At 73.4% G+C, this 26366-nt stretch carries 23 protein-coding genes; 11 read left to right on the top strand and 12 right to left on the bottom strand.

Going from position 1 to position 26366, the window contains the following annotated elements; genetic code table 11:
* Window positions 1-62: 62 nt before the first annotated feature.
* From qcrA to D7044_RS07755, 3 genes are all read left to right on the top strand, one after another.
* Window positions 63-1151, top strand: a complete 1089-nt coding sequence (gene qcrA / locus D7044_RS07765) for a cytochrome bc1 complex Rieske iron-sulfur subunit (RefSeq protein ID WP_120678317.1) — start codon at window positions 63-65, stop codon at window positions 1149-1151.
* Complete coding sequence (qcrB, locus tag D7044_RS07760; RefSeq protein ID WP_120678315.1) at window positions 1148-2776, top strand: cytochrome bc1 complex cytochrome b subunit; 1629 nt, start codon at window positions 1148-1150, stop codon at window positions 2774-2776. Before qcrA ends, qcrB begins: the two co-directional genes overlap by 4 nt.
* 214 nt (window positions 2777-2990) lie before the next feature.
* Window positions 2991-3680 (top strand): DUF4142 domain-containing protein, encoded by a 690-nt coding sequence (locus D7044_RS07755; protein ID WP_120688380.1) that lies wholly within the window; start codon window positions 2991-2993, stop codon window positions 3678-3680.
* A gap of 115 nt (window positions 3681-3795) precedes the next feature.
* Here the strand turns inward: D7044_RS07755 and D7044_RS07750 are convergent, their stop codons facing one another.
* From D7044_RS07750 to D7044_RS07730, 5 genes are all read right to left on the bottom strand, one after another.
* Window positions 3796-4083, bottom strand: coding sequence for an Lrp/AsnC family transcriptional regulator (locus D7044_RS07750; protein ID WP_120678915.1), 288 nt, complete (start codon window positions 4081-4083; stop codon window positions 3796-3798).
* Between the two features lie 99 nt (window positions 4084-4182).
* Window positions 4183-5052, bottom strand: coding sequence for a nucleotidyltransferase family protein (locus D7044_RS07745; RefSeq protein ID WP_411710965.1), 870 nt, complete (start codon window positions 5050-5052; stop codon window positions 4183-4185).
* Window positions 5053-5054: 2 nt separating this feature from the next.
* Window positions 5055-5597, bottom strand: a complete 543-nt coding sequence (locus D7044_RS07740; RefSeq protein ID WP_120688378.1) for an NUDIX hydrolase — start codon at window positions 5595-5597, stop codon at window positions 5055-5057.
* A 52-nt stretch (window positions 5598-5649) separates the two neighbouring features.
* Window positions 5650-7437 carry a RelA/SpoT family protein gene (locus D7044_RS07735; protein ID WP_120678307.1) on the bottom strand — a complete coding sequence of 596 codons (1788 nt, stop codon included), beginning with the start codon at window positions 7435-7437 and terminating at the stop codon, window positions 5650-5652.
* A 130-nt stretch (window positions 7438-7567) separates the two neighbouring features.
* Window positions 7568-9319: a DEDD exonuclease domain-containing protein gene (locus tag D7044_RS07730; protein WP_120688377.1), complete on the bottom strand. Its 1752-nt coding sequence runs from the start codon at window positions 9317-9319 to the stop codon at window positions 7568-7570.
* 127 nt (window positions 9320-9446) lie between these two features.
* On the opposite strand from D7044_RS07730, the gene D7044_RS07725 reads away from it, so the two are divergent.
* The 4 genes from D7044_RS07725 to D7044_RS07710 all read left to right on the top strand — a co-directional run bounded on the left by D7044_RS07725 (window position 9447) and on the right by D7044_RS07710 (window position 14783).
* Window positions 9447-11039, top strand: coding sequence for an NYN domain-containing protein (locus tag D7044_RS07725; RefSeq protein ID WP_120688376.1), 1593 nt, complete (start codon window positions 9447-9449; stop codon window positions 11037-11039).
* A 282-nt stretch (window positions 11040-11321) separates the two neighbouring features.
* Window positions 11322-11543, top strand: a complete 222-nt coding sequence (locus D7044_RS07720; protein ID WP_120688375.1) for a hypothetical protein — start codon at window positions 11322-11324, stop codon at window positions 11541-11543.
* A gap of 859 nt (window positions 11544-12402) precedes the next feature.
* Window positions 12403-13662 carry a M48 family metallopeptidase gene (locus D7044_RS07715; protein ID WP_120688374.1) on the top strand — a complete coding sequence of 420 codons (1260 nt, stop codon included), beginning with the start codon at window positions 12403-12405 and terminating at the stop codon, window positions 13660-13662.
* Entirely contained in the window at window positions 13659-14783 is a 1125-nt protein-coding gene (locus D7044_RS07710) for a glycosyltransferase family 4 protein (protein ID WP_120678297.1), read from the top strand. Before D7044_RS07715 ends, D7044_RS07710 begins: the two co-directional genes overlap by 4 nt.
* 139 nt (window positions 14784-14922) lie before the next feature.
* On the opposite strand, the gene D7044_RS07705 is transcribed toward D7044_RS07710, so the two are convergent.
* From D7044_RS07705 to D7044_RS07675, 7 genes are all read right to left on the bottom strand, one after another.
* On the bottom strand, window positions 14923-15594 hold the full coding sequence (locus tag D7044_RS07705) for a lysophospholipid acyltransferase family protein (protein ID WP_120688373.1): 672 nt from the start codon (window positions 15592-15594) through the stop codon (window positions 14923-14925).
* Window positions 15595-15605: 11 nt separating this feature from the next.
* On the bottom strand, window positions 15606-16205 hold the full coding sequence (locus D7044_RS07700) for a TetR/AcrR family transcriptional regulator (RefSeq protein WP_120688372.1): 600 nt from the start codon (window positions 16203-16205) through the stop codon (window positions 15606-15608).
* Between the two features lie 43 nt (window positions 16206-16248).
* The gene (locus D7044_RS07695; RefSeq protein ID WP_120678291.1) at window positions 16249-18009 is read right to left on the bottom strand and encodes a putative bifunctional diguanylate cyclase/phosphodiesterase; all 1761 of its coding nucleotides are present in this window, start codon (window positions 18007-18009) and stop codon (window positions 16249-16251) included.
* Entirely contained in the window at window positions 18002-18811 is an 810-nt protein-coding gene (locus D7044_RS07690; RefSeq protein WP_120678288.1) for an SAM-dependent methyltransferase, read from the bottom strand. The genes D7044_RS07695 and D7044_RS07690 overlap by 8 nt, the downstream gene beginning before the upstream one ends.
* Window positions 18812-19028: 217 nt before the next feature.
* The gene (locus D7044_RS07685) at window positions 19029-19697 is read right to left on the bottom strand and encodes a response regulator transcription factor (RefSeq protein ID WP_007072219.1); all 669 of its coding nucleotides are present in this window, start codon (window positions 19695-19697) and stop codon (window positions 19029-19031) included.
* A 7-nt stretch (window positions 19698-19704) separates the two neighbouring features.
* Window positions 19705-21390: a GAF domain-containing sensor histidine kinase gene (locus tag D7044_RS07680; RefSeq protein ID WP_120678286.1), complete on the bottom strand. Its 1686-nt coding sequence runs from the start codon at window positions 21388-21390 to the stop codon at window positions 19705-19707.
* Between the two features lie 14 nt (window positions 21391-21404).
* Entirely contained in the window at window positions 21405-23213 is a 1809-nt protein-coding gene (locus D7044_RS07675) for an AMP-dependent synthetase/ligase (RefSeq protein ID WP_120688371.1), read from the bottom strand.
* 169 nt (window positions 23214-23382) lie between these two features.
* On the opposite strand from D7044_RS07675, the gene D7044_RS07670 reads away from it, so the two are divergent.
* The 4 genes from D7044_RS07670 (at window position 23383) to D7044_RS07655 (ending at window position 26266) form a co-directional block, all read left to right on the top strand.
* Complete coding sequence (locus D7044_RS07670; RefSeq protein ID WP_120688370.1) at window positions 23383-23838, top strand: SRPBCC family protein; 456 nt, start codon at window positions 23383-23385, stop codon at window positions 23836-23838.
* Window positions 23839-23878: 40 nt separating this feature from the next.
* Window positions 23879-24526 carry a hypothetical protein gene (locus tag D7044_RS07665; protein ID WP_120678913.1) on the top strand — a complete coding sequence of 216 codons (648 nt, stop codon included), beginning with the start codon at window positions 23879-23881 and terminating at the stop codon, window positions 24524-24526.
* A 70-nt stretch (window positions 24527-24596) separates the two neighbouring features.
* Complete coding sequence (locus D7044_RS07660) at window positions 24597-25544, top strand: ROK family glucokinase (protein WP_120678281.1); 948 nt, start codon at window positions 24597-24599, stop codon at window positions 25542-25544.
* A 14-nt stretch (window positions 25545-25558) separates the two neighbouring features.
* Window positions 25559-26266, top strand: a complete 708-nt coding sequence (locus D7044_RS07655; RefSeq protein WP_120688369.1) for an endonuclease/exonuclease/phosphatase family protein — start codon at window positions 25559-25561, stop codon at window positions 26264-26266.
* The last annotated feature ends 100 nt before the right edge of the window (window positions 26267-26366 follow it).

Below are 26366 nucleotides of genomic sequence, written 5' to 3'. Positions count from 1 at the left end.
CGGACTTTTCGATCCAGTGCTGTGGTGCCGTCGCGCGGCACCGCCGGTAACGAGGTGACGGCATGAGCACGCACACCGAGCACCAGACCCAGCAGGGTCGGGAGCCGCTCGACGTGAACACCCCCGGGCTTACCCGCTTCGACATCGTCCGCGAGGGCGCCCGCCGGGACGACATCGAGATCGTCCACTACGAGCCGCAGGTCGCGCCGGGCACGAAGGCCGAGCGTCGACTCGTCCGCCTGGTCGCCTGGTTCTTCCTGCTCGCCGGCCTGGTGGGGACTGCCTTCCTGGTCATCTACATCTGGTGGCCGTGGGAGTACGCTCCGGGTCGCGGCAGCGACAAGTGGTACACCCCGCTGCTCGGGGTGACCCTGGGCCTCTCCCTGCTCGGCGTCGGCTTCGGCATCCTGACCTGGGGCAAGAAGCTGCTGCCCAAGGAGGTCTCGATCCAGGACCGGCACGAGGGCGCGGTCTCCGAGGACAACCGCACCATCACCGGCCAGACGATTGTCTACATGGCGGACGAGTTCGGCGTGAAGCGTCGCCCGCTGCTCGGCATCTCGCTGCTGGCGGGTCTCGTGCCGATCGGTGCGGTCGCTGCCGCGCCGCTGGTGGGTGGGCTGATCTCCAACCCGCACAAGAACAACCAGATGTTCACGACCGGTTTCGCCCCGGCGGAGGGTGGGCAGCGGATCCGGCTGGTCCGTGAGGACGGCCGCCCGATCCGCCCCGCAGACGTCAGCGCCGGCGGCCAGCTGACCGTCTTCCCCGGCATCGAGCACGGCATCAGCAACCAGCACGCGGACTCGCCGACGCTGCTGATCCACCTCCGGGACGAGGACGCGCAGGAGTCGCGGCGGGCCAACGAGCGAGTGGGCCACGGCGACTACATGTGGGGCAACTACGCGGCGTTCTCCAAGATCTGCACGCACGCGGGCTGCCCGGCCAGCCTCTACGAGCAGCAGACGAACCGGCTGCTCTGCCCGTGCCACCAGTCGCAGTTCCTGATCACCGACAACGCCCGGCCTGTTTTCGGCCCCGCCAGTCGACGGCTGCCGCAGCTGCCCATCGAGGTAGACTCTGAGGGCTTCTTCGTGGCGAAGTCCGACTACACCGAGACCATCGGGCCCGACTTCTGGGAGCGGCCGTGAAGCGTCGTAAGTTCGACCTGGCGGCGACGCCGGGCAAGGCTGCGGTGGGGATCGACGACCGCTTCAAGGTGGCGACTCCGCTGCGCGGCCTGCTGAACAAGGTCTTCCCGGACCACTGGTCGTTCCTGCTCGGTGAGATCGCGCTCTTCTCGTTCATCGTGCTGCTGCTCACCGGCACCTTCCTGACGTTCTTCTTCGAGCCGTCGATGACCGAGGTGGTCTACAACGGCAGCTACGCGCCGCTGCGCGGCACGCCGATGTCCGCCGCGTACGCCTCCAGCCTGGACCTCTCCTTCGAGGTTCGGGGTGGTCTGGTCATGCGGCAGATGCACCACTGGGCGGCCCTGCTGTTCATGGCCGCGATCGTCGTGCACATGCTGCGGATCTTCTTCACCGGCGCGTTCCGCAAGCCGCGTGAGGCGAACTGGATCATCGGTTCGCTGCTCTTCTGGATCGGCTTCCTGGCCGGCTTCACCGGCTACTCGCTGCCTGACGACGGGCTCTCCGGCACCGGCCTGCGGATCGCCTCCGGCATCATGCTGTCGATCCCGGTGATCGGCTCCTGGCTCACCTCGTCGATCTTCGGCGGGGAGTTCCCGGGCACCATCATCATCAGCCGGTTCTTCATCGCGCACGTGCTGCTCATCCCGGCCCTGCTGCTCGCGCTGATCACCGTCCACCTGGGCCTGGTCTTCACGCAGAAGCACACCCAGTGGCCCGGCCCCGGCCGGACCAACGGCAACGTGGTCGGCGAGCGGTTCTTCCCGCGGTACGCGCTGAAGCAGGGCGGCTTCTTCATGATCGTCTTCGGCGTGATCGCGCTGATGGGCGGTCTGTTCCAGATCAACCCGATCTGGCTCTTCGGCCCGTACGAGGCCTGGGTCGTCTCCGCCGCCAGCCAGCCGGACTGGTACGTCATGTTCCTGGACGGCTCGACCCGGCTCATGCCGGCCTGGCAGATCGACATTCCACTCGGCGACGGCTACGTGATCCCGCCGTTGTTCTGGCCGACGGTGGTGCTACCCGGCATCCTGGTCGGGCTCTCCACGCTCTACCCGTTCGTGGAGGCCCGGCACCTCAAGGACTACCGGACCCACCACCTGCTCCAGCGTCCTCGGGACGTGCCGGCCCGCACCGCGGTGGGCGCCATGGCGGTCGCCTTCTACCTGGTGCTGACCCTCTCCGGGGCCAACGACGTCATCGCCGACAAGTTCCAGATCAGCTTGAACGCGATGACCTGGGCCGGCCGGGTCGGCCTGCTCATCCTGCCGCCGCTGGCGTACTTCGTCACCTACCGCATCTGCCTCGGTCTGCAGCAGCACGACCGCGAGGTGCTGGCGCACGGCGTGGAGACCGGCATCATCCGGCGCCTGCCGGACGGCAAGTTCGTCGAGGTCCACCAGCCGCTGAGCGCGCAGGACCACGACGGCCACGGGGCGCTGGAGTACACCGGCTGGGTGGTGCCGAAGAAGATGAACCGGCTCGGTGCCCTCGGCCCGGCCATCCGGGGCTTCTTCTACCCGATCGAGAAGCCGGTCGACGCGCCGGTCTCGCCGGGACACCCGCCGGTCGAGCCCCGACCGGAGCGTGCGGAGATCAGCAGCGGCTCCGAGTCGCGTCACTGACCTCGACCCACCTGGACGTGGCGTCCACCGGATCCTCCGGTGGGCGCCACGTCCCGTTTCCGCCCCGGTCCGCCCCGACCAGGCGGGAAGCCGGTTGAGTCGGCGCAGAGCGGACGACGGGTCCGAGCGGGCCGTCCCCTCGCGCACGGGGATCGCAGGAATAACCCCGGTGAGCCGGGTAACCGTGCGGTCCAACGTCTCACGGGGAGGAAGCATGTTGGGAATCAAACGGCTCGGCCTGCTGGCCGCGCTGGTGCTGGTCGGTGTCGCGCCGGCCGCCGCGGCGCAGGCCAAGGCACAACCGTCGGAGCAGGACACCCAGTACCTGCAGGCGATCCACCAGGTCAACCTGTTCGAGATCACCACGGGTGAGCTGGCCCAGCAGAAGGGCCAGAACCAGCGGGTCAAGGACCTGGGCAAGATGTTCGTGACCGACCACACGCAGCTGGACCAGACGGTGCAGCAGACCGCGTCACAGCTCAACGTGCAACTGCCCAACGGGCCCACCGCCGACCAACAGGCGGTGATCGACCGGTTGAACAACGCCAGCGGCAAGAACTTCGACCGGGAGTGGGTGACCGCGCAGCTCGCCGGCCACCTGCAGGCCATCCAGGCCACCCAGACGGAGATCTCGCAGGGCTCCGAACAGTCGGTGATCCAGCTGGCGCAGACCGCGCTACCGGCGCTCCAGACGCACTATGACGAGCTGGTCCAGCTGGCTCAGCAGCTGGGCATCCCGGTCCCGCAGGCCAGCGCCACCGGTACGCCGAGCCCCGGCGCGACCACCGAGTCGCCGGCTCCCGGCGGCACGGAGACCGAGTCGCCGGCTCCGGGCGGTACCGAGACCGAGTCGCCGGCTCCGGGCGGCGGTACCAACGAGACCCCGGCTCCTGGCGTGAGCTGACCTCGGTGAGCACGAACGGCCGGCCCATCACACGGTGGGCCGGCCGTTGCTCGTCCGTCGGTGACCGGCGGCCCCGCCGTGGGCCGGCGGGCCGTGGCGTACGAGGGGGCGGCGATCAGTCGGCGTTGGCCAGGCCGATCGCGAACGCCTCCTCCAGGTCGTGCTGGGAGTACGCCCGGAACGCGATGTGCGACTCGGTGTTGTTCACCCCGGGCACCTTCGAGATGCGCCCGGCGATCACCTCGGCGATCTGGTCGAACTCCCGGACGCGGACGATGGCGATCAGATCGACGTGCCCGGCGACCGAGTAGACCTCGCTGACGCCGGGAAGATTGGCCAGAGTCTCGGCCACCTCTGGAATCGAGTCGGTGGCGCAGTCGATCAGAACGATCGCGGTGATCACGGGCAGGTTCTCCGTTTCGTCGACGTCGTCGCCCACTCTAGGCCTGTTCCAGGACACCACGCCCGGCTGTCCCGGACCCGGGCGATGGCCGGGCGGCGCCTAGCCTCCGGCCGGTCCCCGACCCGCCGGCACGGTCAGCCCGTCAGCGGCCCGGACGACCTCGTGCAGCCGCTCCCCGGCCCGCACCGTCGCGCCGGGCCAGACCACCGACCGGATCACCTCACCGTGCACCACGGCGCCTGCCCCCACCACCGACTCCCGGCACCGCCCGGTGACCGTGGCGGCCGGATCGACGAGAACGTCACCGCCGGCGGCGTGCAGGTTCGCCGCCAGGTAGTCGGCCGGGGTGCCGGTGTCGTAGAAGGTGCCCCGGTAGGGCACCACCCGCAGCGCGCCCGCCGCCTCGGCCGGTCGCCACACCGCGCGTACCAGGTCGCCGAACTCGACCGGCAGGTCGCGCACCGCCCGCCAGGGCAGCAGCGAGAACCCGGTGAAGACGTGCCCGCGGAAGGTTCCGGGCGCTCCCGGATCGGCGGCCGGCTGGCCCAGCAGGCGCACCTCGGTCCCGTCCCAGCCGTCGAGCATCGCGGCGAGGTCCGGGCCGGGTCCAGCGGTCGGGTCGGCGAGGTACGCGTCCGCGTTGCCGACCAGCACCGGCCGCCCGGCGATCCACTCCTTCAGCTTCGCCACCCCGCCCGCCGTGCCGAGCGGATCGCCCGGCTCGACCGAGAGGTGGGCGCGGCCGCCGACGTGCTCGACCACCTGGCCGGCCAGGTAGCAGGCGTTCACCGCGACCCGATCCGGCCCGGAGAGGCCGAGGCCGGCGAGCCGGGCGAGCGCCCGGTCCAGCAGCGGCACGTTCCCGACCGGGCAGAGCGCCTTCGGCAGCCGTTCGGTGAGCGGCCGCAGCCGGGTGCCCTCGCCGGCGGCGAGCACCACCGCGCAGAGGTCCGGCACGCCGGCCGGCACGCTCACTCCGCCGTGTCCGGCAGGGGCGGCGGGAACTGCCCCACCAGGGGCCCGATGTCGTAGTACGCCAGCAGGCGCGCCGTCGCCCAGCTGAGCCGGGGCAGGTCGTCCAGCGGATGCCAGGCGGCCTCGAAGACCTCGGCGCCGTCGACCTTCAACTCCGTGGTGGCCGCCGGCACCTCCGCGGTGAAGACGACGTCCACCCAGCCCTTGGCGTGCACGATCGCGTTCGGCACGGCCGGAACGAGCCGGGCGGGGGAGAGCCGGATGCCGGACTCCTCGTAGAGCTCACGGGCCGCGCCCACCGCCGGGTTCTCACCCCGTTGCAGCAGCCCGGCCGGGAGCGTCCAGCCACGGCCGGGCGGCTGACGGAGCAGGAGCAGCCGTCCCGCCCCCTCGGCCTCGGAGTCCCGGACCAGGGTGACCGCGCCGACGATGTACTTCGGCACGGCCATCCGGACCAGACGGCGGCGTACCGGCAGCGGCAGCCGGTAGAAGACCTGGTAGCCGATGGCCCGACCGGTGGCGCGCGAGCGAGGGATCATGACACCAGGCTAATGGCCACGAATGGGGTTGGTGCCCGGCGGGGGCCGGTGATCACTGCCGATGGTCGACGAGGTCGATGAGCTGCCGCACCACGGTGTCCGGTTCGACCACCCGGTCGAAGACCGCGACCAGCAGAGTCTCCAGGTCGGGGTAGCCGAGCTCCTCGGCGAGACGCAGCAGTGGAAGCTCGCTCGCCAGCCCCCGGTTGTGCCGGCGGAGGGTGAGCCCGATGGTGGCCCGGCCGAGCCGGACCTTGTCGTTGATCGAGATGCCCGGCTCGGTGTGCTCGGCGAACCAGCGGTTGATCTGCATCTGGGCGTGCGGGGACTTCACGAAGCCGAGCCACTCCCGGCGGGGGCCTCGCGGCGCGGCCTCCGCCTCGAAGCCGTTCTCGGCGTCGTTCTCGGTGAAGATCTCCACCACGTCGCCCTCCTCCAGCTCGGAGGAGAGCGGGGCGAGCCGGCCGTTGATCCGCGCCGCGAGGCAGTGGTCACCGCGCTCGGTGCCCAGCTCGTACGCGAGGTCGACCGGGGTGGCGCCGGCCGGCAGTACGATCTGCCGCCCGTCCGCGAAGACCTCGACCTGCGCCTCGGCCAGGTCGCAGCGCAGCGACTCGAGGAACTGGGCCGGGTCGGCGGCGTTCTGCTCCCAGTCCAGCACCCGGTGCAGCCAGGCCAGCTGTTCGGCGCCGCCCGCGCCGCCACCGGTCTGCGGGAAGCGGTAGTCGGCGGCGATGCCGTACTCGGCCGAGCGGTGCATCTCCTGGGTGCGGATGAGCACCTCGACGGTGCGGTCCTTCGGCCCGCAGACGGTGGTGTGCAGGGAGCGGTAGAGGTTGTTCTTGGGCGAGGCGATGTAGTCCTTGAACCGGCCCGGCATCGGGCGCCAGAGCCCGTGGATCGCGCCGAGCGCCGCGTAGCAGTCGGTCGCTGGGCCGTCCACCACCACGGCGATCCGGGGCAGGTCGTACGGGGCGCTGTGGCTGCCGGCGACCGTGTCCTTCCAGATCGAGTAGAGGTGCCGCGGACGGGGAGCCACCTCGGCGTCGACCCGGTCGCGGCGCAGCGCCACCTTCGCCTGGGCGACCACCTGTGCGAGGTACGCGTCCCAACCGGGCCGGTCGTGCACGTGCCGCGCGATGCGGGCGTGCTCCTCCGGGTGCAGGTGCTGCAGCACCACGTCGTCCAGCTCGCGTTTGAGCGTCTGGATGCCCAGCCGGTCGCAGAGCGGGATGAGCACCTCTTCGGTCTTGCGGGCGATCCGTTCCCGGGACGCGGCCGACCGGACCCCGAGGGTGCGCATGTTGTGCAGCCGGTCGGCCAGCTTGATGATCAGGACCCGGACGTCGCGGCCTGCCGCGATGATCATCTTCCGGATCGTCTCGGCCTCCGCGGCCTTGCCGTAGAAGGCCTTGTCGAACTTGGTGACCCCGTCGACCAGGTGGGCCACCTTCGGCCCGAAGTCGTCGGCGAGCGCCTGGAGCGTGTAGCGGGTGTCCTCGACCGTGTCGTGCAGCAGCGCGGCCACCAGCGTGGTGGTGTCCATCCCGAGGCCGGCGCAGATCTGGGCGACCGCGAGCGGATGCGTGATGTAGGGCTCGCCGCTCTTGCGGAACTGCCCGCGGTGCATGGTCTCGGCGATCGAGTACGCCCGGCGCAGCACCGCGGGGTCGGCGCCGGAGTGGATGACCCGGTGGGCGCGGGCCAGCTGCCCGACCGGGTCGGACTCGGCGGCCGGCCAGTTGAGCAGTGACCGGAGCCGGCGGGTCAGTGGCAGCTCACCAGGTTGAGTGGGAAGCGCGCCCCCCAGGGCGGCGCCGTGTCCGGCGTCGACGTCCACGAGGGACACCTCCTCACCCCGGCCCCGCGGCCACCGGAGGACCGGCAACCGGGAGCAGGCCCACGAAACGGGCAGGAATGCACTTCTCTAACAGAGTAAGGGAGTCGACGTAGTCCGATCGGTCAGTTGGTCATGGGCGTTCGGTCGAGAGTTGGTGGGCCGCGGCGGCTTCGGCCTTGACCAGGAGGTCCCGGAAACGTGCCGCGCCACGCACCGGGGACGCCCATCCGGAGGACATCTCGACCAGCCGGGTCTCCGGCCGCTCCAACCAGGACAGGATCCGCTCGGACTCCTCGGCCGTCGCACGGGGGACCGGCCCGTGACCCGGCGCGACGGTCTCCGCGGTGGCGCGGATGGCGGCCAGCGTCGGTCGGGGATGGACGCCCGGTGGGGACACGCCGGCGCCCGCCAGCCGGCCGTGCCGGACCAGCGCCAGCTCCCAGCCACCCCGGGCGGCCGGCCGGGCCGCAGCCAGCTCGGCGATGCCGGCGAGCGCGGCCAGCCGCTGCATCCGCACCGCGGCACGCAGCAGCGCCGTCAGCCGACTCCGGACCACCGCCGCCTCCTCGTAACGCTGGTCCGCCGAGAGCGTCTCGATCCGGTGCAGCAGCGCGTCGACCACCACCTGCGGGTCGTCGGCCGTCGCGGCCCGGAACGGGGCGGCCGCGCGCTCGTCGTACGCCTCGGGGCTGATCCGGTGCTCGCAGGGCGCCGGACAGCGGCCGAGCTCGGCCAGCGCGCAGGCCGGGGTGACGGTCCGCAGCGAGAGCCGGTGGGTGCACTGGCGCAGCGGCACCGCGTCGTAGAAGCCGGCGGCGGCCAGCTCGGCGGCCCGCCGGGAGGTGAACGGCCCGAGGTAGGCCTGGTCGGTGGGGGAGATCTCACGGACCACCGAGAGCCGCGGATAGTGCTCGTCGGTGAGCTTGAGCCAGAGCATCCGCTCCGGATACTTCGACCGGCGGTTGTAGGGCGGGGCGTGCGCGGCGATCAGCCGTAGCTCCCGAACCTCCGCCTCCAGCGAGTGCGCGCACTCGACCGCCTCGACCCGTTCGGCGGCGGCGAGCATCTCCGAGATCCGGGCCCGCTTCTCCGCCGCCGTGAAGTAGCTGCGTACCCGGGTGGCGATGTCACCGGAGGTGCCGACGTAGAGCGGTCGGTCGTCGGCGGCGCGGAAGATGTACACCCCGGGCGCCTTCGGCAACCCCTCGGCCAGGTGCCGCTTACGGCGCTGGGTGGGCGTGACCGCCTTGGCGAACTCGATCGCGTCGCCGACGGTCTCCACCCGGTGCCCGCCGAGGCGGCCGATCAGCGCGTGCAACACGTCGACGGTGGCCTTGGCGTCGTCCAGGGCGCGGTGGTTCGGCTGGGTGGCGGCCCGGAAGTAAGCGGCGAGGGTGCCGAGCTTGCGGTTGGGCACCTCGTCGCGGGTCAGCACGCGGCGGGCCAGCGCGGCCGTGTCCAGCACCCGGGGGTTGGGCCAGCGGTAGCCGTGCCGGGCGCAGGCGGCCTTCAGGAAACCGACGTCGTACGGCGCGTTGTGGGCGACCAGCACGGCGTCGGCGATGAACTCCAGGAAGCTCGGCAACACCTGTTCGATCGGCGGCGCCGGCACCACCATGGCCTGGGTGATGCCGGTCAGCACGGTGATGAACGGCGGGATCGGCTCCCCCGGGTTGACCAGGGTGCCGAGCACGCCCAGCTCCTCGCCGCCGCGCACCTTGACCGCGCCGATCTCGGTGATTCCGCCCCCGTCGGGGGAACCGCCGGTGGTCTCCAGGTCGACCACCACGAACGTGGTCGCGTACAGCGGTAGCGCCGGGTCGACCCCCGTGGTGGGGTCGAGGCCGGCCAGCGCCTGCTGGACGTACTCCGCCTGAGCCATCCGCGGCACGCTAGCGTCCCGGTCCGACACTCCTGTCTCAGCCGCCTCACCAGTCGACACCAGGCTAGGATGAGAGATCGGCTCACTCACCGGGCGGTGGGCCCGGCTGCGGTGGGAGACTTGCCACATGCCCCTCACCGAGCCGTACGACGACCACCTCCCGCCGGAGGAGCAGGTCGCCGCCGCGCGCGACACCGGTGGGGTCGACCGGTCGGCCGGGTCGGAGGTGGCCTCGCCCCCTGTCGACACCGAGGCCGGCGTCGAGGCGATCACGGACGCTGCCGGCGGTGTTGCCGACCCGGACGCTGTCGGCGGTGTTGCCGACCTGGCTGCTGCCCGCGGCGCTGCCGACCTGGCTGCGGCCGGCGTTGTTGCCGACCCGGCTGGGGCCGGCGGGGACGACGACGGCGCTCCGGAGCCCGAGCCCGTCCTGCCCGAGCCGGTACGCCAGCGGATCGTGACCCTCACCGCCGCGGTGCTGCCCGTTCTCCCCGCCGACGAGGTGCCGGTGCCGCTGCGCCGGGTCGCCAAGTTCGCCCCCAACCGCCGCGCCCGGCTCGGCGCGCCGGCGATCGCCACCCAGCTCAGCGCCGACCCGCTCTTCCGGCAGCGGGTCAGCGCCCGGGTGCTGACCGACGCCGGCGATCTCGGCGCCGCGGTGGTCGAAGGCACCGCCCCGGCCGCCGCCGACCCGGTCGAGGTGGCCGCCCTGGCCTACCTGGCCCGGCCGTCCGGCTGGCGGGAACTCATCGAGGCGAGCGGCGCGGCGGTACGCGCCGAGGCGGACAGCGCGGTCGTCGCCGAGCTGGTACGCGAGGCCGAGCAGCGGGCCACCCGGGCCGAGCACGACCGGGCGGTGGCCCGGGTCGAGGCGGAGAAGCTCCGCGACGAGCTGGCCCGGGTCCGCGAGGAGCTCGGCCAGCAGCGCGAGGAGGCCCGGCAGCTGGCCCGTACCCTCCGCGAGACGCAGGCCCGGGAGCGGCGGGCCACCGAGCTGCTCGCCACCGAACGCGGCCGGGCGGCCCGGGCGGGCGCGGACGCCGACGCGGAGCTGCGTCGGGCCCGGGCCCGACTGGCCGAGGCCGAAGCCGCCGCCGGGGCGGCCCGGACCAGCGCCAAGGAGGCCCGCTCGGTCGACGACGCCCGGCTCTGGCTGCTCCTGGAGACGATCGGGCAGGCCGCGGTCGGGTTGCGCCGCGAGCTCGCACTCGACCCGGTCGACGCGCTCCCGGCCGACTTCGTGGCCGACGCGTTCGCCGACCAGCCCGGCGTCGCGACCGGCGCCGCGACCCGCGCCCGGGACACCGACGACCCGGCCCGGCTGGACCAGCTGCTCGCCCTGCCCCGGGCCCACCTGGTGGTGGACGGTTACAACGTCACCAAGCGGGGCTTCGGCGAGATGTCGCTGGAGCAGCAGCGCAAGCGCCTGATCACCGGGCTGGGTGGGATCGCCGCGCAGACCGGCGACGAGGTCACAGTGGTCTTCGACGGCGCCGAACGCATCCCCGGACTGCCGCCCACACCGCGCGGCGTGCGGGTGCTCTTCTCCCGCAAGGGGGAGACCGCCGACGAGTTGATCCGGCGCCTGGTCCGCGCCGAGCCGTCCGGCCGGCCGGTCGTGGTGATCTCCTCCGACCGCGAGGTCGCCGACGGGGTACGCCGGCACGGCGCGTACCCGCTGGGTGCCGACTCGCTGCTGCGCCGCCTGGCCCGCTCCTGACCCGCTCCGATCGAATCGACCTCGGGTTGATCCACTCGGGTCGGGTGACCCGTTCGGCTCAGGTTGACCCGCCTGGATCGGGTTGATCCACTCGACATCCATGAAGTCGGGCGATAACCCGCCGTTGATACCCCGACTTCAATGAAGTCGAGTTGATCAGCGCCGGTTCGGTGCTCGTTGTCCGGTTCTGTCGTACCCGGGGCCTAGCGTGGGCGTGACCGACGGTGGTCGGGTGGCGACGATCCGGTCGTCCAGGCCGCCGCAGCCCGTCAGGAGGCGTTGATGCTGATCGACTGCGAGCGGTGCCGCATCCGAGGTGCCGGCTGCTCCGGCTGCCTGGTGACCGCACTGTTCGACGAGAGCTCTCCCGTGGCCGACCTCGGCCCGGCCGAGCACCGGGCCGTCGAGCTCTTCGTCCGGGCGGGGTTCGAGGTGGAGGTACTGCCCCCACCGCGGCCGCCGGCCGCGCGGCCCCGGCCGCTGCGCCGCCGCCGGATCGCCTGACCCGAGCGCCGGCCTTGCAGGCCCGCCCGGCCGACCTTGCCGGCCTGCCGTCGACCTTGCCGCCCGACGCAGACCTCGCCGACGCTGGCCGCTGCGTCGCCGCCGGATCGCCTGACGCGAGCGCCGACCTTGCCGGCTCCCGCCGCGCCGGCCCTGTCGCCGACCTCGCCGACGCTGGCCGCTGCGTCGCCGCCAGATCGCCTGACCCGAGCGCCGACCTCGCCGGCTCCCGCCGCCGACGTCTCCGGCCCTGCCGCCCGCCGCGCTGGCCTCCGCCGCGCCGATCTCGCCCAATCCGCCGCGTGGTCACTCCGGGCGCAATCGCGTGTCGCGTCCGTGGCGCTTGCGCTACCGCGCGCTCGCTCGCCTCACGGCGGCCGCTACCGGCGCGCCGAGGGGGTGCCGCTGGAGGACGTGCAGGGCAACGCGGCGGTGAACTGCCACGGCACCACCTCGACACCGGGCCGCTGCGCGCCGCGCACGCCGACGCCGAGGCGCACCCGCCGACGCTGGTCCGTTACGACCCGTGGAGGGCGTCCTGGCGTAGCGCGGTCGGCCGGTGCTTCCGGCGTGTGGTCGCGCCACGGTACGGAGGTCGCCGACCGGGTCGCCGAAGCGATCACTGGAAGCTGCCCGGCCGCCTCGTCGCGTGGCGGCCGCTTCGGCGCGGCGGGGCGGGGCGCGCATCGCCGGCACGGGGGGCACTCGTCGCGTCCCGGCGGCCGTTCGGCGCGGACGGGCGGGCACCGTCGGTGCGACACGGTAGGGGAGCCCTAGGATTGGCGGTCACGGCGAGAGGAGCGTGGATGACGCGGGTATCGCGGGGCGGGGACGGGCGCCCGCGCGGCGGGGTGCCGCGATGAGCCCGCGCGGCTGGGCCCTGGTGGCGCTGGCCGGGCTCGCTCTCGCGCTGGTGGTCGCCGCCGCGTTGCTGATCCCCTGGAACCGCCCGCCGGCGCCCCGCGCCGACCAGCTCGCCGCGTTGGGTGACCTTCCGGCGGACCAGGTGACCCATTCGCGTGAGTTCCGGGCCGCGCTGCGCCCGGGTGGCTACGCGAGCCTCGTGATCGGCCTGCTGATCGCCCTCGCGCTCGGGCTGACCCCGCTGGGCAGCCGGCTCGTCGAGCTGGCCGGGCGCCCCTTCGGCGGGCACTGGGTGGCCCAGGCCGTGCTCGGCGGTCTCGCCGTCGTGCTCGTCGCCGACCTGGTCACCCTTCCGTTCTCCGCCTGGCGGCAGGCAGTACTCACCCGCTACGGGCTGAGCACCAACGGCTGGGCCGGCTGGCTGGTCGACCTGCTCAAGTCGTACGCGGTGAGCGCGGTGATCGGCGCGGTGGCGCTGCTCGGCTTCTACGCGGTCATCCGGCTCGCGCCGCGCTGGTGGTGGGCGTTCGGGGCGGCCGGCGCGGCGGGGCTGGTGGTGCTGCTCTCCTTCGTGCTGCCCGTGCTGGTGGAGCCGGTCTTCAACCGGTTCACCCCGATGGAGCAGGGCCCGCTGCGCACCGAGCTGATGGCGATGGCGGCGCGGGACGGGGTACCGGTGCGCGACGTCCTGGTGGCCGACGCGTCACGTCGGACGCGGGCGGTCAACGCGTACGTCTCGGGGATCGGGCCGACCCGGCGCGTGGTCGTCTACGACACCCTGCTGCGGGAGGCCCCGCCGGCGGAGGTGACCGCCGTGGTCGCGCACGAGTTGGGACACGCCCGGGACCGGGACGTCACGGTGGGTACGCTGACCGGCGCGCTCGGCGCCGCGGCGGCGGTGGTCGCGCTCTACCTGATCGGCTCGTGGGCACCCCTGTTACGGCTGGCCGGCGTCGACTCGGTGGCCGAACCACGCGCGTTCCCGCTGCTGGTGGCGCTGGTGACGGTCGTCGGTCTGGTCGCCGCACCGGTCCAGGCGCTGATCTCCCGGCGGGTCGAGGCGCGGGCCGACGCGCACGCGCTCGCGCTCACCGGCGATCCGTCCGCCTTCGAGTCGATGCAGCGGCGGCTGGCCACCATCAACCTGGCCGACCCCGATCCACCACGCTGGGAGTACCTGTACTCCGCGACCCACCCGTCCACGGTCGAGCGGATGGCAGCCGCCCGCGCCTACGCCAGAGAGGCCGGTAGATGACCCGGACGCTGCTGATCACGAACGACTTCCCGCCCCGCCCAGGTGGGATCCAGTCCTTCGTGCACAACCTCGCGGTGCACCAGCCGACCGGCTCCGTGGTGGTCTACGCGTCGACCTGGCCCGGGGCGGAGAAGTTCGACGCCGACCAGCCGTACGAGGTGATCCGGGAACGCACCCGGATGCTGCTGCCCACCCCGCTGGTGGCTCGGCGGGCCGCGCGGCTCGCCCGCGAATACGACTGCGACACGGTGTGGTTCGGCGCGGCCGCCCCGCTCGGGCTGCTCGCCGGCGGGCTGCGCCGGCGGGCAGGCATCCGCCGGTTCGTCGCGCAGACGCACGGGCACGAGATCGGCTGGGCCGCGCTGCCCGGCGCGCGCGCCGCGCTGCGGCACATCGCGCGCGGCGTCGACGTGACCACCTACCTCGGTGAGTACACGCGGGTGCGGTTGGCGCGGGCGTTGGACGGGCTGACCGAGCTGCAACGGCTCGCGCCCGGCGTGGACGTCGACACGTACCACCCGGACGTGGACGGCGAGCCGGTGCGGGCCCGGCTCGGGCTCTCCGACCGACCGGTGGTGGTCTGCGTGTCCCGGCTCGTTCCGCGTAAGGGCCAGGACATGCTCATCCGGGCCATGCCCGAGATCATCCGCCGGGTTCCCGACGCCGCACTGCTCGTGGTCGGGGACGGGCCCTACCGGGCCGCGCTCGAGAAGCTCGCCCGGCAGACCGGGGTGGACCGGGACGTGGTCTTCACCGGGTCGGTGCCCGCCGCCGAGTTGCCTGCGCACTACGCCGCCGGTGACGTCTACGCGATGCCGTGCCGCACCCGCAATCGGGGGCTGGACGTGGAGGGCCTCGGCATCGTCTACCTGGAGGCGTCCGCGGCGGGCCTGCCGGTGGTCGCCGGGGACTCCGGTGGCGCGCCGGACGCGGTCCGTGCGGGGGAGACCGGTTACGTGGTGAACGGCCGGGACGTGGCCCAGCTCGCCGACCGGGTGTCGCTGCTGCTCACCGACCGGGACCTGGCGCGCCAGTTCGGCGCCGCCGGGCGGGCCTGGGTGGAGCGGGAGTGGCGCTGGGAGACCCAGGCGCAGCGGATGGCCGCCCTGCTCGCCGGCTGACCGGCGGACAGCAGCGCCGACGGCCCCCCGGCGCGCCGCTCACGCGGCCACCGGCCCACGCCGCTCAGGCGGCCAGCGGCCCGCACTTCTCAGGCGGCCAGCGGCCCGCGCTGTTCAGGCGGCCAGCGGCCCGCGCTGTTCAGGCGGCCAGCGACTCCCGCCTCGGGGCGTACCGGGGCACGTACTCCTGGCCGGTCAGCTGCTGGATCGCCGCCATCACCTCGTCGGTGAGGAGCCGGATGTCACGCGGCCCGTTGATGCGTCCGGCCACCGGGATCGGCGCACCGAACCGCAGCGTCACCGGATGCCGGCGGGGCAGGCGCGCGTCGATCGGCAGCACCTCCGCGGTGCCGAGCACACCGACCGGAATGATCGGCACCTCGGCGTCCCGGGCCAGCCGGACCACGCCGGTGCGGCCGCGGTGCAGCCGGCCGTCGGGGGAGCGGGTGCCCTCCGGGTAGACGGCCACGAGGCCGCCGGCGCGCAGCACCGGCACGGCGGCGTCGAACGCGGTGAGGACGGCCCGGCCGCCGGCGCGCTCGACGGGGATGGCGCCCATGCCGCTGACGATGCGACGGCTGAGCCAGCCGCGCGCGCCCCCGCCGGAGAAGTACTCCGACTTGGCCCAGAAGGCGATCCGGCGCGGCGTGACCGAGGCCAGGAAGAGCTCGTCGGCGACCGAGAGGTGGTTGCCGGCGAGGATGGCGCCGCCGTGTGGGGGCAGGTGGGCCAGTCCCTCCACCCGTGGGCGCCAGCCGAGCCGTAGCGCGGTGCCGACGGTCAGCTTGCCGAGGTCGTACAGCAGGGGCACAGCTCCTCCGATCAGGTACGGGGTTGTCCGGCGCGGGCGGGGCCGAGGTGCGCGTCGAGCGTGGCCCGGAGCAGGGCGTCGTCGTCGGTGGCACCGGTCGCGAGTTGCAGGCTTCCCCAGGCCCAGAGCTGCGCGAGGCCGTGCAGGTTCGCCCAGAGCGCGCCGGCGAGGACGGTGGCCGGAGCGTCGGTCGGCCGCCGTAGCTGCGCGACGAGGTCGGCCAGCAGGGTGAAGAGTGGCAGGCTGGTGTCGCGCAGCCCGAGCCGGCCGCTGTTGAGCAGATCGTGCCGGAACATCAGCTCGAACATCCCCCGCTGCGCGGCGGCGTAGTCGAGGTAGGCCCGGCCGAGGGCGAGGAGCCGCTCGCGCGGGTCGGGTCCGGCGTCGCGTACGACCGCGGCGATCCGGACACCGAGGTCGGCGTACCCCTGCCGGGCGATCGCCGAGAGCAGGTCGAGATGGGTGGGGAAGTGGCGCCTCGGTGCGCCGTGCGAGACACCGGCCCGGCGGGCGATGTCCCGCAGGGAGACCGCCGCGTGCCCTTCGCTGTGCACCAGCTCCACCCCGGCGGTGATCAGCCGAGTGCGGATGTCCGGCTCCGAGTCCTGCATAGACAGTGTCTACCAGGTGGGCGTAGACATTGTCTACGCCTGCTCAGCCGACGCGCTCCAGGATCCGGTCGGCGGGTGCCGGGCGGCCGAAGTGCCACCCCTGGCCGGCGTCGCAGCCGATCGCCCGCAGCCGTTCGGCCTGGCCGGCGGTCTCCACCCCCTCGGCGGTCACCGTGAGACCGAGCGCGTGCGCCAGCGACACGAGTGAGGCGAGGATCCGCTCGTCGGTGCGGCTGCCCGGATCCGCCGCCGGCGCGCGCAGGCCGGCCACGAACTCGCCGGCCACCTTCAGCTCCGTCACCGGCAGGTCCCGCAGGTACGCGAGGTTGCTGTAGCCGGTGCCGAAGTCGTCGATGGCGATCCGTACGCCCAGGTCGGCGAGGCCGCGCAGGGCCCGTACCGGCTCCTCGGTGGTGCTCATCATGGTGCTCTCGGTGATCTCCAACTGGAGCCGGTCCGGCGGCAACCCGGTCCGCTCCAGCAGCCCGTGCACCTCCTGCACCAGGCCCGGCCGGTGCACCTGACGTACGGCAAGGTTGACGCTGACGAACGGCGTCCGGCCGCCCCGCGCCGACCAGCCCTCCGCCTCCCGGCACGCCTCGGCCAGCACCCAGCCGCCGAGCGGCACGATGAGGCCCGTCTCCTCCGCCAACCCGATGAAGCTGCCCGGTCGTAGCACGCCGAGCTCCGGGTGACGCCAGCGCACCAGCGCCTCCACCCCGAGCAGGCTGCCGTCGCGCAGCGACGTCAGCGGCTGGTAGTCGAGGTAGAACTCACCTCGCTCCAGCGCGGGGGGAATGGCCGCGGAGAGCGCGTAGCGGGCCAGTTCCCGCCGGTTGCGTTCGGCGTCGAAGATCTCCCATCGGGCGCCGCCGGCCGCCTTGGCCCAGTGCAGGGTGCTGTCGGCGGCGCGCATCAGGTCGCTCGGGGTGGTGCCGGCCACCTGCCGTTCCGCGATGCCGATGCTCGCCGTCACCACCAGCTCGTGACCGTCCACCAAGGCCGGTTCACGCACCGCCGCGAGCGCCGCCTCGGCCACCGCGACGACGTCGTCGGTGCCGCCGGTCCGCTCCACCAGGATGACGAACTCGTCCCCGCCGAGCCGGGCCACCAGGTGCCCGTCGAGGGCCCGGCGCAGCCGGTCGGCGACCGTGATGAGCAGCCGGTCACCGACCTGGTGGCCGAGCGAGTCGTTCACCACTTTGAACCGGTCGAGGTCGACGAAGCACAGCCCGATCCGCTGCGCCCCCCGGCCGGGCTCGTTGAGCGCGTCGGTGAGCCGCTCGGTGAAGAGCGCCCGGTTGGGCAGCTCGGTGAGCGAGTCGTGGGTGGCCTGGCGGCGGAACCGGGCCTCGCTCTCCCGCAACGCGCGCTCCGCCTGGGTGCGAGCCATCATCACGGCCCGCCGGATCGACTCCTGCTCGTCGAGGGTGCGGTCGCGCAACGCCCGGGCGTAACCGGTGGCCACCGCGGCGAGCAGCCGAGCCATCCGGTCCTCGACGTCGTCGCCCACCAGGCCCAGGTCGCGGAGCAGCCGGAGCTGGACGACCTCGACGGTGCGGCCCAGCCCTTCCGCGGAGGCGATGTGGTTGGCGACCAGTTCGGCGCCCACCCGGTGACCGGGGCGCAGGTCGAAGGGCTCGGCCAGCAGCGCGGCGGCCAGCTGGTCGGCGAGGCGTTGCAGCAGCGCCTCCAGCTGCGCATGGGTGAGCGGCAGGAAACTGGTGCCGCCGACCGCCTTGGCCCAGGCTCGGGCGAACGTCCCGGGACGCGAGGGTGAACGCAGCGCCGCCGACTCAGCCACCGAGTCGCCCGACGCCGCCCAGGAAGACGGCCCGCTCCGCGTCCTCGGCGTTCTCCGGCGCCTCCGGACGCCACTGCGGCACCCACACCACGCCCGGCTCGACCAGTTCGAAGCCGTCGAAGAAGGCGGTCAGCTCGGCCCGGCTGCGGATCCAGAGCGGGTTGTCGGTACGCCGGTAGACACGCTGCGCCTCACCCCGCTCCTCGACGTCGCGCCCCTCGTCGCTGGCCTGCGAGATCACCAGGTGGCTGCCGGGCGCGAGCGCGTCCCGCAGGTTGCCGAGGATCTCCGCCGGCCGGTCGTCGTCGGAGATGAAGTGCAGCACCGCGACGACCAGCACGGCGACCGGCTCGTCGAGGTCGAGCAGCCCGCGTACGTCCGGGTGGGCGAGGATCCGCTCCGGGTGGCGCAGGTCCTCCTGGACCACGACGGAGTGGTCGTCGCCGGCGAGGATCTCCCGGCTGTGCGCCACCGCCACCGGGTCGACGTCGACGTAGACGACGCGTGAGCCCGGTGCCGTGCGGCGGGCGATCTCGTGCACGTTGCCCACGGTCGGGATGCCCGAGCCGATGTCCAGGAACTGGCGGACGCCGGCCTCGGTGAGGAACTGCACCGCCCGGCGGAGGAACGCCCGGTTGGCCTGGGCCATGAGCGGCGCCTCCGGCACCGCGGCCACCATCGCCTGGGCGGCGGCCCGGTCGGCGGCGAAGTTGTGCGAGCCGCCGAGGTAGTAGTCGTACATGCGGGCCACGCTCGGGCGTTCGATGTCGATCGTCTCGGGTGCCCAGTCCGGCCGCTGCATGCTCCACCCCTCGCCCTCGGCGCACGGGCGTCGTTGCCCGCCGCACCGCGGGTATTCTGCCCCTCCGAGTGCCCGGGTGACCATAGTCGGCCACCACTTCGGCAGCCGACGCCGGTCGATACGCGAGATCCGCGCCGGCCGTCGCGGCCGACGCGGATCCGGGGCGCGTCCGCGAGAGACCCGCCCTACGCCGTGCCGCCGGAGGGCGGCGAAGCGGTCAGAACTTGGGGGCGTCCGGAGCCTCGAGCAGGCCCAGCCGCAGCGCGGTCATCAGCGCCTGCGCCCGGTTGGCCGCGCCCAGCTTCTCGTAGAGCTTCGAGATGTGGGTCTTCGCGGTGGACTCGCTGACGAAGAGCTGCTTGGCGATGCCCGCCACGCTCATGCCGTCGGCGAGCAGCCGCAGGACCTGGCCCTCACGGGGGGAGAGCTGCGGCCCGGACGGCGCCAGCCGGCGCTTCATCGCCTCGGCCAGGTCGGCCGCGGTGAACGCGCTGGGGGAGGAGGCGGCGTGCCGGGCGGCGGCCACGACCTCGTCGGCGGGCGCGGTCTTCGGCACGAAGGCGCTCGCGCCGGCCTCCAGGGCGCCGAAGAGCTGGTCGTCGCCGGCGTACATGGTCAGCACCACGATGCCCATCGAGGCGCTGGACTTGCGAAGTGCCCGGGTGGCCTCGAGGCCGCTGCCGTCGGGCAGCCGGAGATCCATGATCACCACGTCCGGCTGCAGAGCCCCGGCCTGGCGGACCCCTTCCGCCGCGGTGGCGGCCTCACCGACGACCTCGAACTGCCGGTCCCGCTCGAAGGCGTGCCGCAGGCCCTTCCGAATCAGGTCATGATCGTCGACCAGGAGGACCTTGGTACGGGTGGCCGGTGTCGGGCTTGTGGTCATCCTCGGGTTACTCCCCTTCTGCTGCTGCGCTACCGCGCACGTTATCGCGCCGGGGCGAGGTGCCGAGAACCACCGCCACGGTCGTGCCGCTCGGTCGCCGGGGTCGAATCTCCAACCGGCCCCGGATACGTTCCGCCCTCTCGGCCATGATCGCAAGACCGTACCGCCCGTCGGGCCGCTGGTCAGCGATCCCCTGACCGTCATCCGACACTTCGATCTGCGCGTACGGCGGGTCGACCTCGCAGGTGACCCAGAGGTTGGACGCGCCGGCGTGCTTGCGGGCGTTCGTCACCGCCTCCTGTGCGATGCGGAGCAGCTCCGCCTCCGTGGCGGCGGGGAGCCGGGCGGTCGACTCGTCCAGCGACAGGTGCACCCGCAGGCCGGCGGACGCGCCGACGGTGCGGGCGTACTCGGCGATCGCGGCGGCCAGCCCGCCGTGCCGGTCCACCTCGCTGCGCAGCTCGAAGAGGCTCAGCCGCAGCTCCGTGATCACCCGGGTCACCTCGGCGCGCAGCGTGCGCAGCGCCTCGGCGGTCTCCTCGGTGTCGTCGTGCACGGTGGCCAGGGCGTTGTCGATGCCGTAGCCGACCATCACCAGCTCCTGGGCGACCCCGTCGTGGATCTCCCGGGCCAGGCGCTGCCGCTCCTCGTTGGTGGCCAGCGAGCGGACCTCGTCGAAGAGCAGCGCCGCCTCCAGCCGCAGCGCGGCCGGGCCGGTCAGGGCGGTCACCCGCGACACCACCGGCGATGGGTAGGCGTGCCCGGCGTCGGCCTCCAGCACCACCAGGCCGACGGTGCGGACCCCGGCGACCAGCGGCACGATCAGCGCCGAGACGTCGCCGCCCGGGTGCGACCGGGCCTGCGACCGGGCCGCGGTCTGCGGCTGCTGGCTGGCCCAGGCGTCGGCGATCGCCGAGTCCGCGTCGAGCGTCGTCTCCCAGTCGACCCGGTCGACACCCACCTGGGCGAGCACCACGAGCCGGCCACCGCCGCTGGCGGAGAGCACGGCGGCCCGGTTGCTCGGCGCCACGTTGCGCAGCTCCTCCAGCAGGTGCTCGGAGATGCCGCCGGGGTCGAGGGTCGCGCCGGGCAGCTGCCGGGCGACCGTACGCAGCTGGGTGAGCAGGCGGGTCGCCTCGGCGTACGGCTGCGGCTTGCCCTCGCCGCGCGCCTGCATCACGCGGTGCAGGGTGCGGGCGGCGTAGAGCCCGAGCACCGCGAGGATCAGCCACTGCGCGCAGACGGCCAGGTAGCCCGGCTGGGTGATCTGCCGGGCCCCGTCGACCTCGGTGAGCGCGCCGCTGACCAGCAGGGCGACGGCGGCCACCGCGAGCAGGCCGGCGCCCTCGCGGAACCGGCGGCGCAGCGCGGTGACGGTCACCGGCACCGCCAGGTACGGCAGCACCGCGGACGCGCCCAGGCCGTGGATCGACCCGCCGACCAGGGCCACCGCCGCCACATGGCTCGCCGCCAGCCCCAGCACCACCACCTCCGCCACCCGGCTGAGCGGGGCGATGATCCGGTGCTGCGGGGCGAGCAGGGCGGGCAGCCCGGCCACGGCGAGCAGCGCGATCCACCAGAGCTGGGCCAGCTCGCGGGTGGCGAAGAGGGTCAGGACGGCGACCAGCGCCAGCATCACCAGGCGCGCGGCGGCGGCGAGGGGGTGAGGTCGGGCGGTTGTCGAGGCGGGCACGTGACGGATGGTAGTCAGCCTTGGTAGATCTCGGCGATCTCCGCCGCGTACGTCTTGTGCACGACCTGGCGCTTGACCTTCAGCGACGGGGTCAGTTCACCGGTCGCCTCGGTGAAGTCCCGGGGGAGGATCCGGAACACCTTGATCGCCTCGGCCCGGGAGACGGCCGCGTTGGCCAGGTCCACGGCCTTCTGGATCTCGGCGCGCAGCCCCTCGTGCTGGCGCAGCTCGGCTGCGGGCGTGTCGGCGGGCAGCCCGACCGACTCCAGCCACCGAGGCAGCGCCTCCTCGTCGAGGGTGACGAGCGCCGCGATGAAGGGCTTCTGGTCGCCGAGGACCAGGCACTGGCTGACCAGGGGGTGGGCCCGGACCTGGTCCTCCAGCACGGCCGGGGCGACGTTCTTGCCGCCGGCCGTCACGATGATCTCCTTCTTCCGGCCGGTGATGCTGAGGTAGCCGTCGTTGTCGAGCTGGCCCAGGTCGCCCGTGCGGAACCACCCGTCCTTCGTGAGCACCTCGGCGGTCGCGTCCTCGTTTCGCCAGTACCCGTCGAAGACCAGCTCGCCGGCGATGAGGATCTCGCCGTCGTCCTCGATGCGGATGGTCACGCCGGGCAGCGGCCGGCCGACCGTGCCGACGCGGGTCGCCGAGGGCAGGTTGACGGCGGCGGCCGGGGCGGTCTCGGTCAACCCGTACCCCTCGAACACGGGCACCCCGATGCCGCGGAAGAAGTGGCCGAGGCGCGCGCCGAGCGGGGCGCCGCCGGAGATCGCGTCCCGGCACCGGCCGCCGAGCGCGGCGCGCAGCTTGCGGTAGACCAGCCGGTCGAAGAGCGCGTGCTGGGCCCGCAGGCCGAAGCCCGGCCCGCCGGGGGACTCCAGCGCCTCGCTGTACGCGACGGCGACCTGCTCGGCGCGGGCGAAGATGCCGCCCTTGCCGTCGGCCTCGGCCTTCTGCTTGGCGGCGTTGTAGACCTTCTCGAAGACGCGGGGGACGGAGAGCACGAAGGTCGGGCGGAACTCCTGCAACTCCGCGACCAGGTTCCTCGGGTCGGCGCAGTGCCGCATGGTGGCGCGGGCGTACACCACGCCGACCTGGATGAGCCGGGCGAAGGCGTGCGCCAGCGGAAGGAAGAGCAGGGTGCTGGCGCCCGGGTTGAACAGGTTCGGCAGCACCGGCACCGCGTTGGCGATGTCGGCGTACATGTTCCGGTGCGTGATGACGCAGCCCTTGGGGCGGCCGGTGGTGCCGCTGGTGTAGATGATCGTGGCCAGGTCGGCGCTGCGCAGCGCCGCGCGACGCCTGTCGACCTCCGCCGGGTCGACCGACGCGCCCGCGGCGACGAGTTCGTCCACCGCGCCGAGGTCGATCTGCCAGACCTTCCCGAGGTCGGGAAGCTGGTCGCGTACGCCGGCCAGCAGGGTGGCGTGGGCGTTGGTCTCGACCACGCAGGCCACCGCGCCGGAGTCGGCGAGGATCCAGGCGGCCTGCTCGCCGCTGGAGGTCTCGTAGATCGGCACGGAGACCCCGCCCACGGCCCAGATGGCGTAGTCGATCAGGGTCCACTCGTAGCGGGTGTGGCTCATCAGCCCGACCCGGTCACCGGCCCGTACGCCGGCCGCGACGAGGCCCCGGGCCACGGCCGCCACCTCGTCACGGAACTGCAGGCAGGTGACGTCGGCCCAGGCCGGACCCTCGGTGGCGCCGGTGGGGCGGACGAACTGCACGGTGTCGGGCGCGGCTTCGGCGTTCTCCCAGACGGGGTCGGTGAGGTTGGCGGAGTCGCCGACGGTGACGATCGGTGGTACCGAGAACTCGCGCACCTACACTCCTCGTGCTCGCACTGGTCGATCGGCCGCGCCCACGGGCCGGCTCTGTCGAAACCTACCTGTCCGTCCGTCCGGGCGCTCCCGGTAGGTTGCCGCCCCGGGGTGTGGCGTGGCGTGGGGGCGGGACGGCCGGGCGTCACGCCGCGCCGGGTAGCCTCCCCCCATGGCGGACACCTCCACCCAGTCGATCGTCATCGACGCGCCACCGGAGCAGGTGGCGGCGGTCATCTGCGACTTCGCGCGCTACCCGGAATGGAGCGAGGCGATGCGGCGGGTGGAGGTGGTCGAGGAGTACGAGGACGGCTACGCCAGGAAGGTCCGGTTCGTCATCGACGCGGGCGTGCTGGCCGACGAGTACGTGCTCGCCTACGCCTACGCCGAGGATCTGAGCCGCATCGAGTGGCACCTCGTGGCGCCGTCGAAGATGCAGCGGTCGCAGCGGGGTTCGTACGACCTGGTCGGCGAGCCGGGCGGCACGACCACGGTGACCTACACGCTCGAGGTGGAGCTTTCGGTCGGGATGCTCGGTATGTTCCGTCGCAAGGCCGAGAAAATGATCATGGATACCGCGTTGAAGCAGCTCAAGCGCCGGGTAGAAGCACCCGGTGCGGCGCAGTGACGCGTCCGGCGGCCCGGCCGCCACGGTAGAGGAGTCGACCATGGTGGCAACGGATCCGGGCTCGGCCCGGGAGGAGGCGGAGCGACTCGTCGCCACGCTCCTGGCGACCGCGCGGCTGGCCGCCGCGAACCCCACAGCAGGGGCCTGGGGCCCGCTCGGCGGGATCGTGGCCAGTGTCCTCGGTCACAGCGGCCGGTCCACCGAGGAGTCGCACCCGGAATCAGGCGGTTTCGCCACCGGAACCGCCGAGTGCTGCATCTGCCCGGTATGTCGCGGTATGGCCGCTCTTCGTGATCCGAGTCCCGAATTCGCCGAGCGACTCGCCACCGGTGCGGGCGATCTGGCGGCCGGTGTGGCCAGTCTTATGCGCGCCTTCGCCTCCGCGAACCCGCCGCCGCGGCCCGCGTACCCTTCCGCCGAGGCGGGAGGTGGCGCGTCAGACAACGACCTCGTCTGGCGCGAGGCCACCCGTAGCGGGCATGATTCTCAGCCGGCGTCGGAGGAGGACGTGTGGTCCTCCGCGACCCGGGCGGACGACACGACCGCCCCGGCCGTTCCCGTGCCGCCCGTCGACGACGCCGGGCCGGCTGCGGCGACGGCCGACCGGGCGCCGGCCGACCGACCCGTGGTGCCCGCGTCGCGTGCCCCCGGCGACGTGGGCGCGGACGCACCAGGCGACGGCGCCTGACCAGGGACATCCCGCACTTGCCGGCAGGGCCGGCACGGGCGGGGCAGCACAGCAGAGGGGAGTGGCAGCGGTGACGCTGACCATCGGGATCGACGTCGGTGGCACGAAGGTCGCCGGCGGTGTCGTGGACGAGACCGGCAAGGTGCTCGTGCACGCCCGACGGGACACTCCCGCCGAGGACGTCGCCAAGACCCGGGACGTCATCACGGACCTGGTCAGCGAGCTGGCCGCCGACCGGTCGATCGAGGCGGTCGGCGTCGGCGCGGCGGGCTGGATCGACGCCACCCGCTCCACCGTGCTCTTCGCCCCGAACCTCGCCTGGCGTGACGAGCCGCTGCGCGACTACGTCAGTAAGAAGAGCGGCCTGCCGGTGGTCGTCGAGAACGACGGGAACGTGGCCGCCTGGGCCGAGTTCCGCCACGGCGCCGCCCGGCACGCCGACGACTCCATGGTCATGTTCACCATCGGCACCGGTGTGGGCGGCGGCATCGTGCTCGGCGGCGAGCTGGTCCGCGGCGCGCACGGCATCGCCGCCGAGCTGGGCCACATGCTGACCGTCCCGGACGGCCACCAGTGCGGCTGCGGACGGCTCGGCTGCATCGAGCAGTACGCCAGCGGCAGCGCGCTGGTCCGCTTCGCCCGCGCCGCCGCCCGGCAGGAGCCGCAGCGGGCCGCGGCGCTGCTGGAGCTGGCCGGGGGTGAGGCCGAGGCGATCACCGGGCCGATGGTCACCGCGGCGGCCAAGGGCGGCGACCCGGTCTCGACCGAGGCGTTCGCCCAGGTCGGCCGCTGGCTCGGCACCAGCCTCGCGGACATGGCCCAGATCCTGGACCCGCAGGTGCTCGTCGTCGGCGGTGGCGTGATCGACGCCGGTGACCTGCTGATGGGGCCGACCCGGCGCTCCTACATCGACTCGCTCGCCCAGCGCAGCCGGCTTCCGGTCGCCGAGATCCGCCCGGCCGAGCTGGGCAACCGCGCGGGCGTCATCGGCGCCGCCGACCTGGCCCGGCGGATGTAGGCGGGCGGGTCGCCGTGACGGGAAGCTCCGGGGTGCCGCTGCGTGTGCTGTCGTACAACATCCACGGTCAGCGAGACGACCGGGCCGCGCTGGTCGCGGTGATCCGCGACGCCGCCCCGGACGTGGTGATCGTGCAGGAGGGCCCACGGCGGTTCCGCTGGCGGCGCAAGTCGGCCGCGCTCGCCGAGTCGGTCAACCTGGTGGTCGCGGGCGGCGGGCTGCCCGCGCTGGGCAACCTGCTGCTGACCAGCCTGCGGGTCCGGGTGCTCGCCACCCGGTGCCAGCGGTTCCCGCTCACCCCCGGGCGGCACCTGCGCGGCGCCGCGTACGCCGACTGCGTGGTCGCCGGCGGCGCCCGGTTCACCCTGGCCGGCTCGCACCTCTCCACCGACCCGGCCGAGCGTCCCGCGCAGGCCGCCGTCCTCAAACGGGAGCTGGGGGCCGCGACCATGCCCCTGGTGGTCGGCGCGGACCTCAACGAGGGACCGGACGGGCCGGCCTGGTCCACCGTCGCCCACGGGCTGACCGACGCGGCGGTCGCCGCCGACCGGGCCGAGCGGCTCACCTACTCCTGCGCCGACCCCCGGTCGCGGATCGACGCGCTCTTCGTCGACCCGCGGATCACCGTGGTCGACTACGACGTGGTGGACACCCCGCAGACCCGCCGGGCCAGCGACCACTTCCCGGTCCTGGTCGACCTGTTGCTGCCGGTAGCCGGCTGAGCGCAGCCGGGTCGCGCCGGCCGCCTCCGTGCCGGCACTCGGCCGCGCCCGCAACCCGGTACCCGCCAGGGCTGGACAACCGGCTCCGATGTGGGGAGGA

Origin of the sequence: Micromonospora musae (assembly GCF_003626635.1) — a bacterium.
In the GTDB taxonomy this organism is placed as follows: Bacteria; Actinomycetota; Actinomycetes; order Mycobacteriales; family Micromonosporaceae; genus Micromonospora; species Micromonospora musae.
Note: the sequence above shows the minus strand (reverse complement) of the source record. Positions and strands in the feature narration are given on the sequence as shown.

Coding starts and splice junctions, on each gene's coding strand:
- D7044_RS07665 (WP_120678913.1), top strand. CDS start 23,879: ATGGTGGCAACGGATCCGGGCTCGGCCCGGGAGGAGGCGGAGCGACTC.
- D7044_RS07690 (WP_120678288.1), bottom strand. CDS start 18,811: ATGCAGCGGCCGGACTGGGCACCCGAGACGATCGACATCGAACGCCCG.
- D7044_RS07755 (WP_120688380.1), top strand. CDS start 2,991: ATGTTGGGAATCAAACGGCTCGGCCTGCTGGCCGCGCTGGTGCTGGTC.
- D7044_RS07715 (WP_120688374.1), top strand. CDS start 12,403: ATGAGCCCGCGCGGCTGGGCCCTGGTGGCGCTGGCCGGGCTCGCTCTC.
- D7044_RS07710 (WP_120678297.1), top strand. CDS start 13,659: ATGACCCGGACGCTGCTGATCACGAACGACTTCCCGCCCCGCCCAGGT.
- D7044_RS07730 (WP_120688377.1), bottom strand. CDS start 9,319: ATGGCTCAGGCGGAGTACGTCCAGCAGGCGCTGGCCGGCCTCGACCCC.
- D7044_RS07685 (WP_007072219.1), bottom strand. CDS start 19,697: ATGACCACAAGCCCGACACCGGCCACCCGTACCAAGGTCCTCCTGGTC.
- D7044_RS07670 (WP_120688370.1), top strand. CDS start 23,383: ATGGCGGACACCTCCACCCAGTCGATCGTCATCGACGCGCCACCGGAG.
- D7044_RS07740 (WP_120688378.1), bottom strand. CDS start 5,597: ATGATCCCTCGCTCGCGCGCCACCGGTCGGGCCATCGGCTACCAGGTC.
- D7044_RS07720 (WP_120688375.1), top strand. CDS start 11,322: ATGCTGATCGACTGCGAGCGGTGCCGCATCCGAGGTGCCGGCTGCTCC.
- D7044_RS07725 (WP_120688376.1), top strand. CDS start 9,447: ATGCCCCTCACCGAGCCGTACGACGACCACCTCCCGCCGGAGGAGCAG.
- D7044_RS07700 (WP_120688372.1), bottom strand. CDS start 16,205: ATGCAGGACTCGGAGCCGGACATCCGCACTCGGCTGATCACCGCCGGG.
- qcrA (WP_120678317.1), top strand. CDS start 63: ATGAGCACGCACACCGAGCACCAGACCCAGCAGGGTCGGGAGCCGCTC.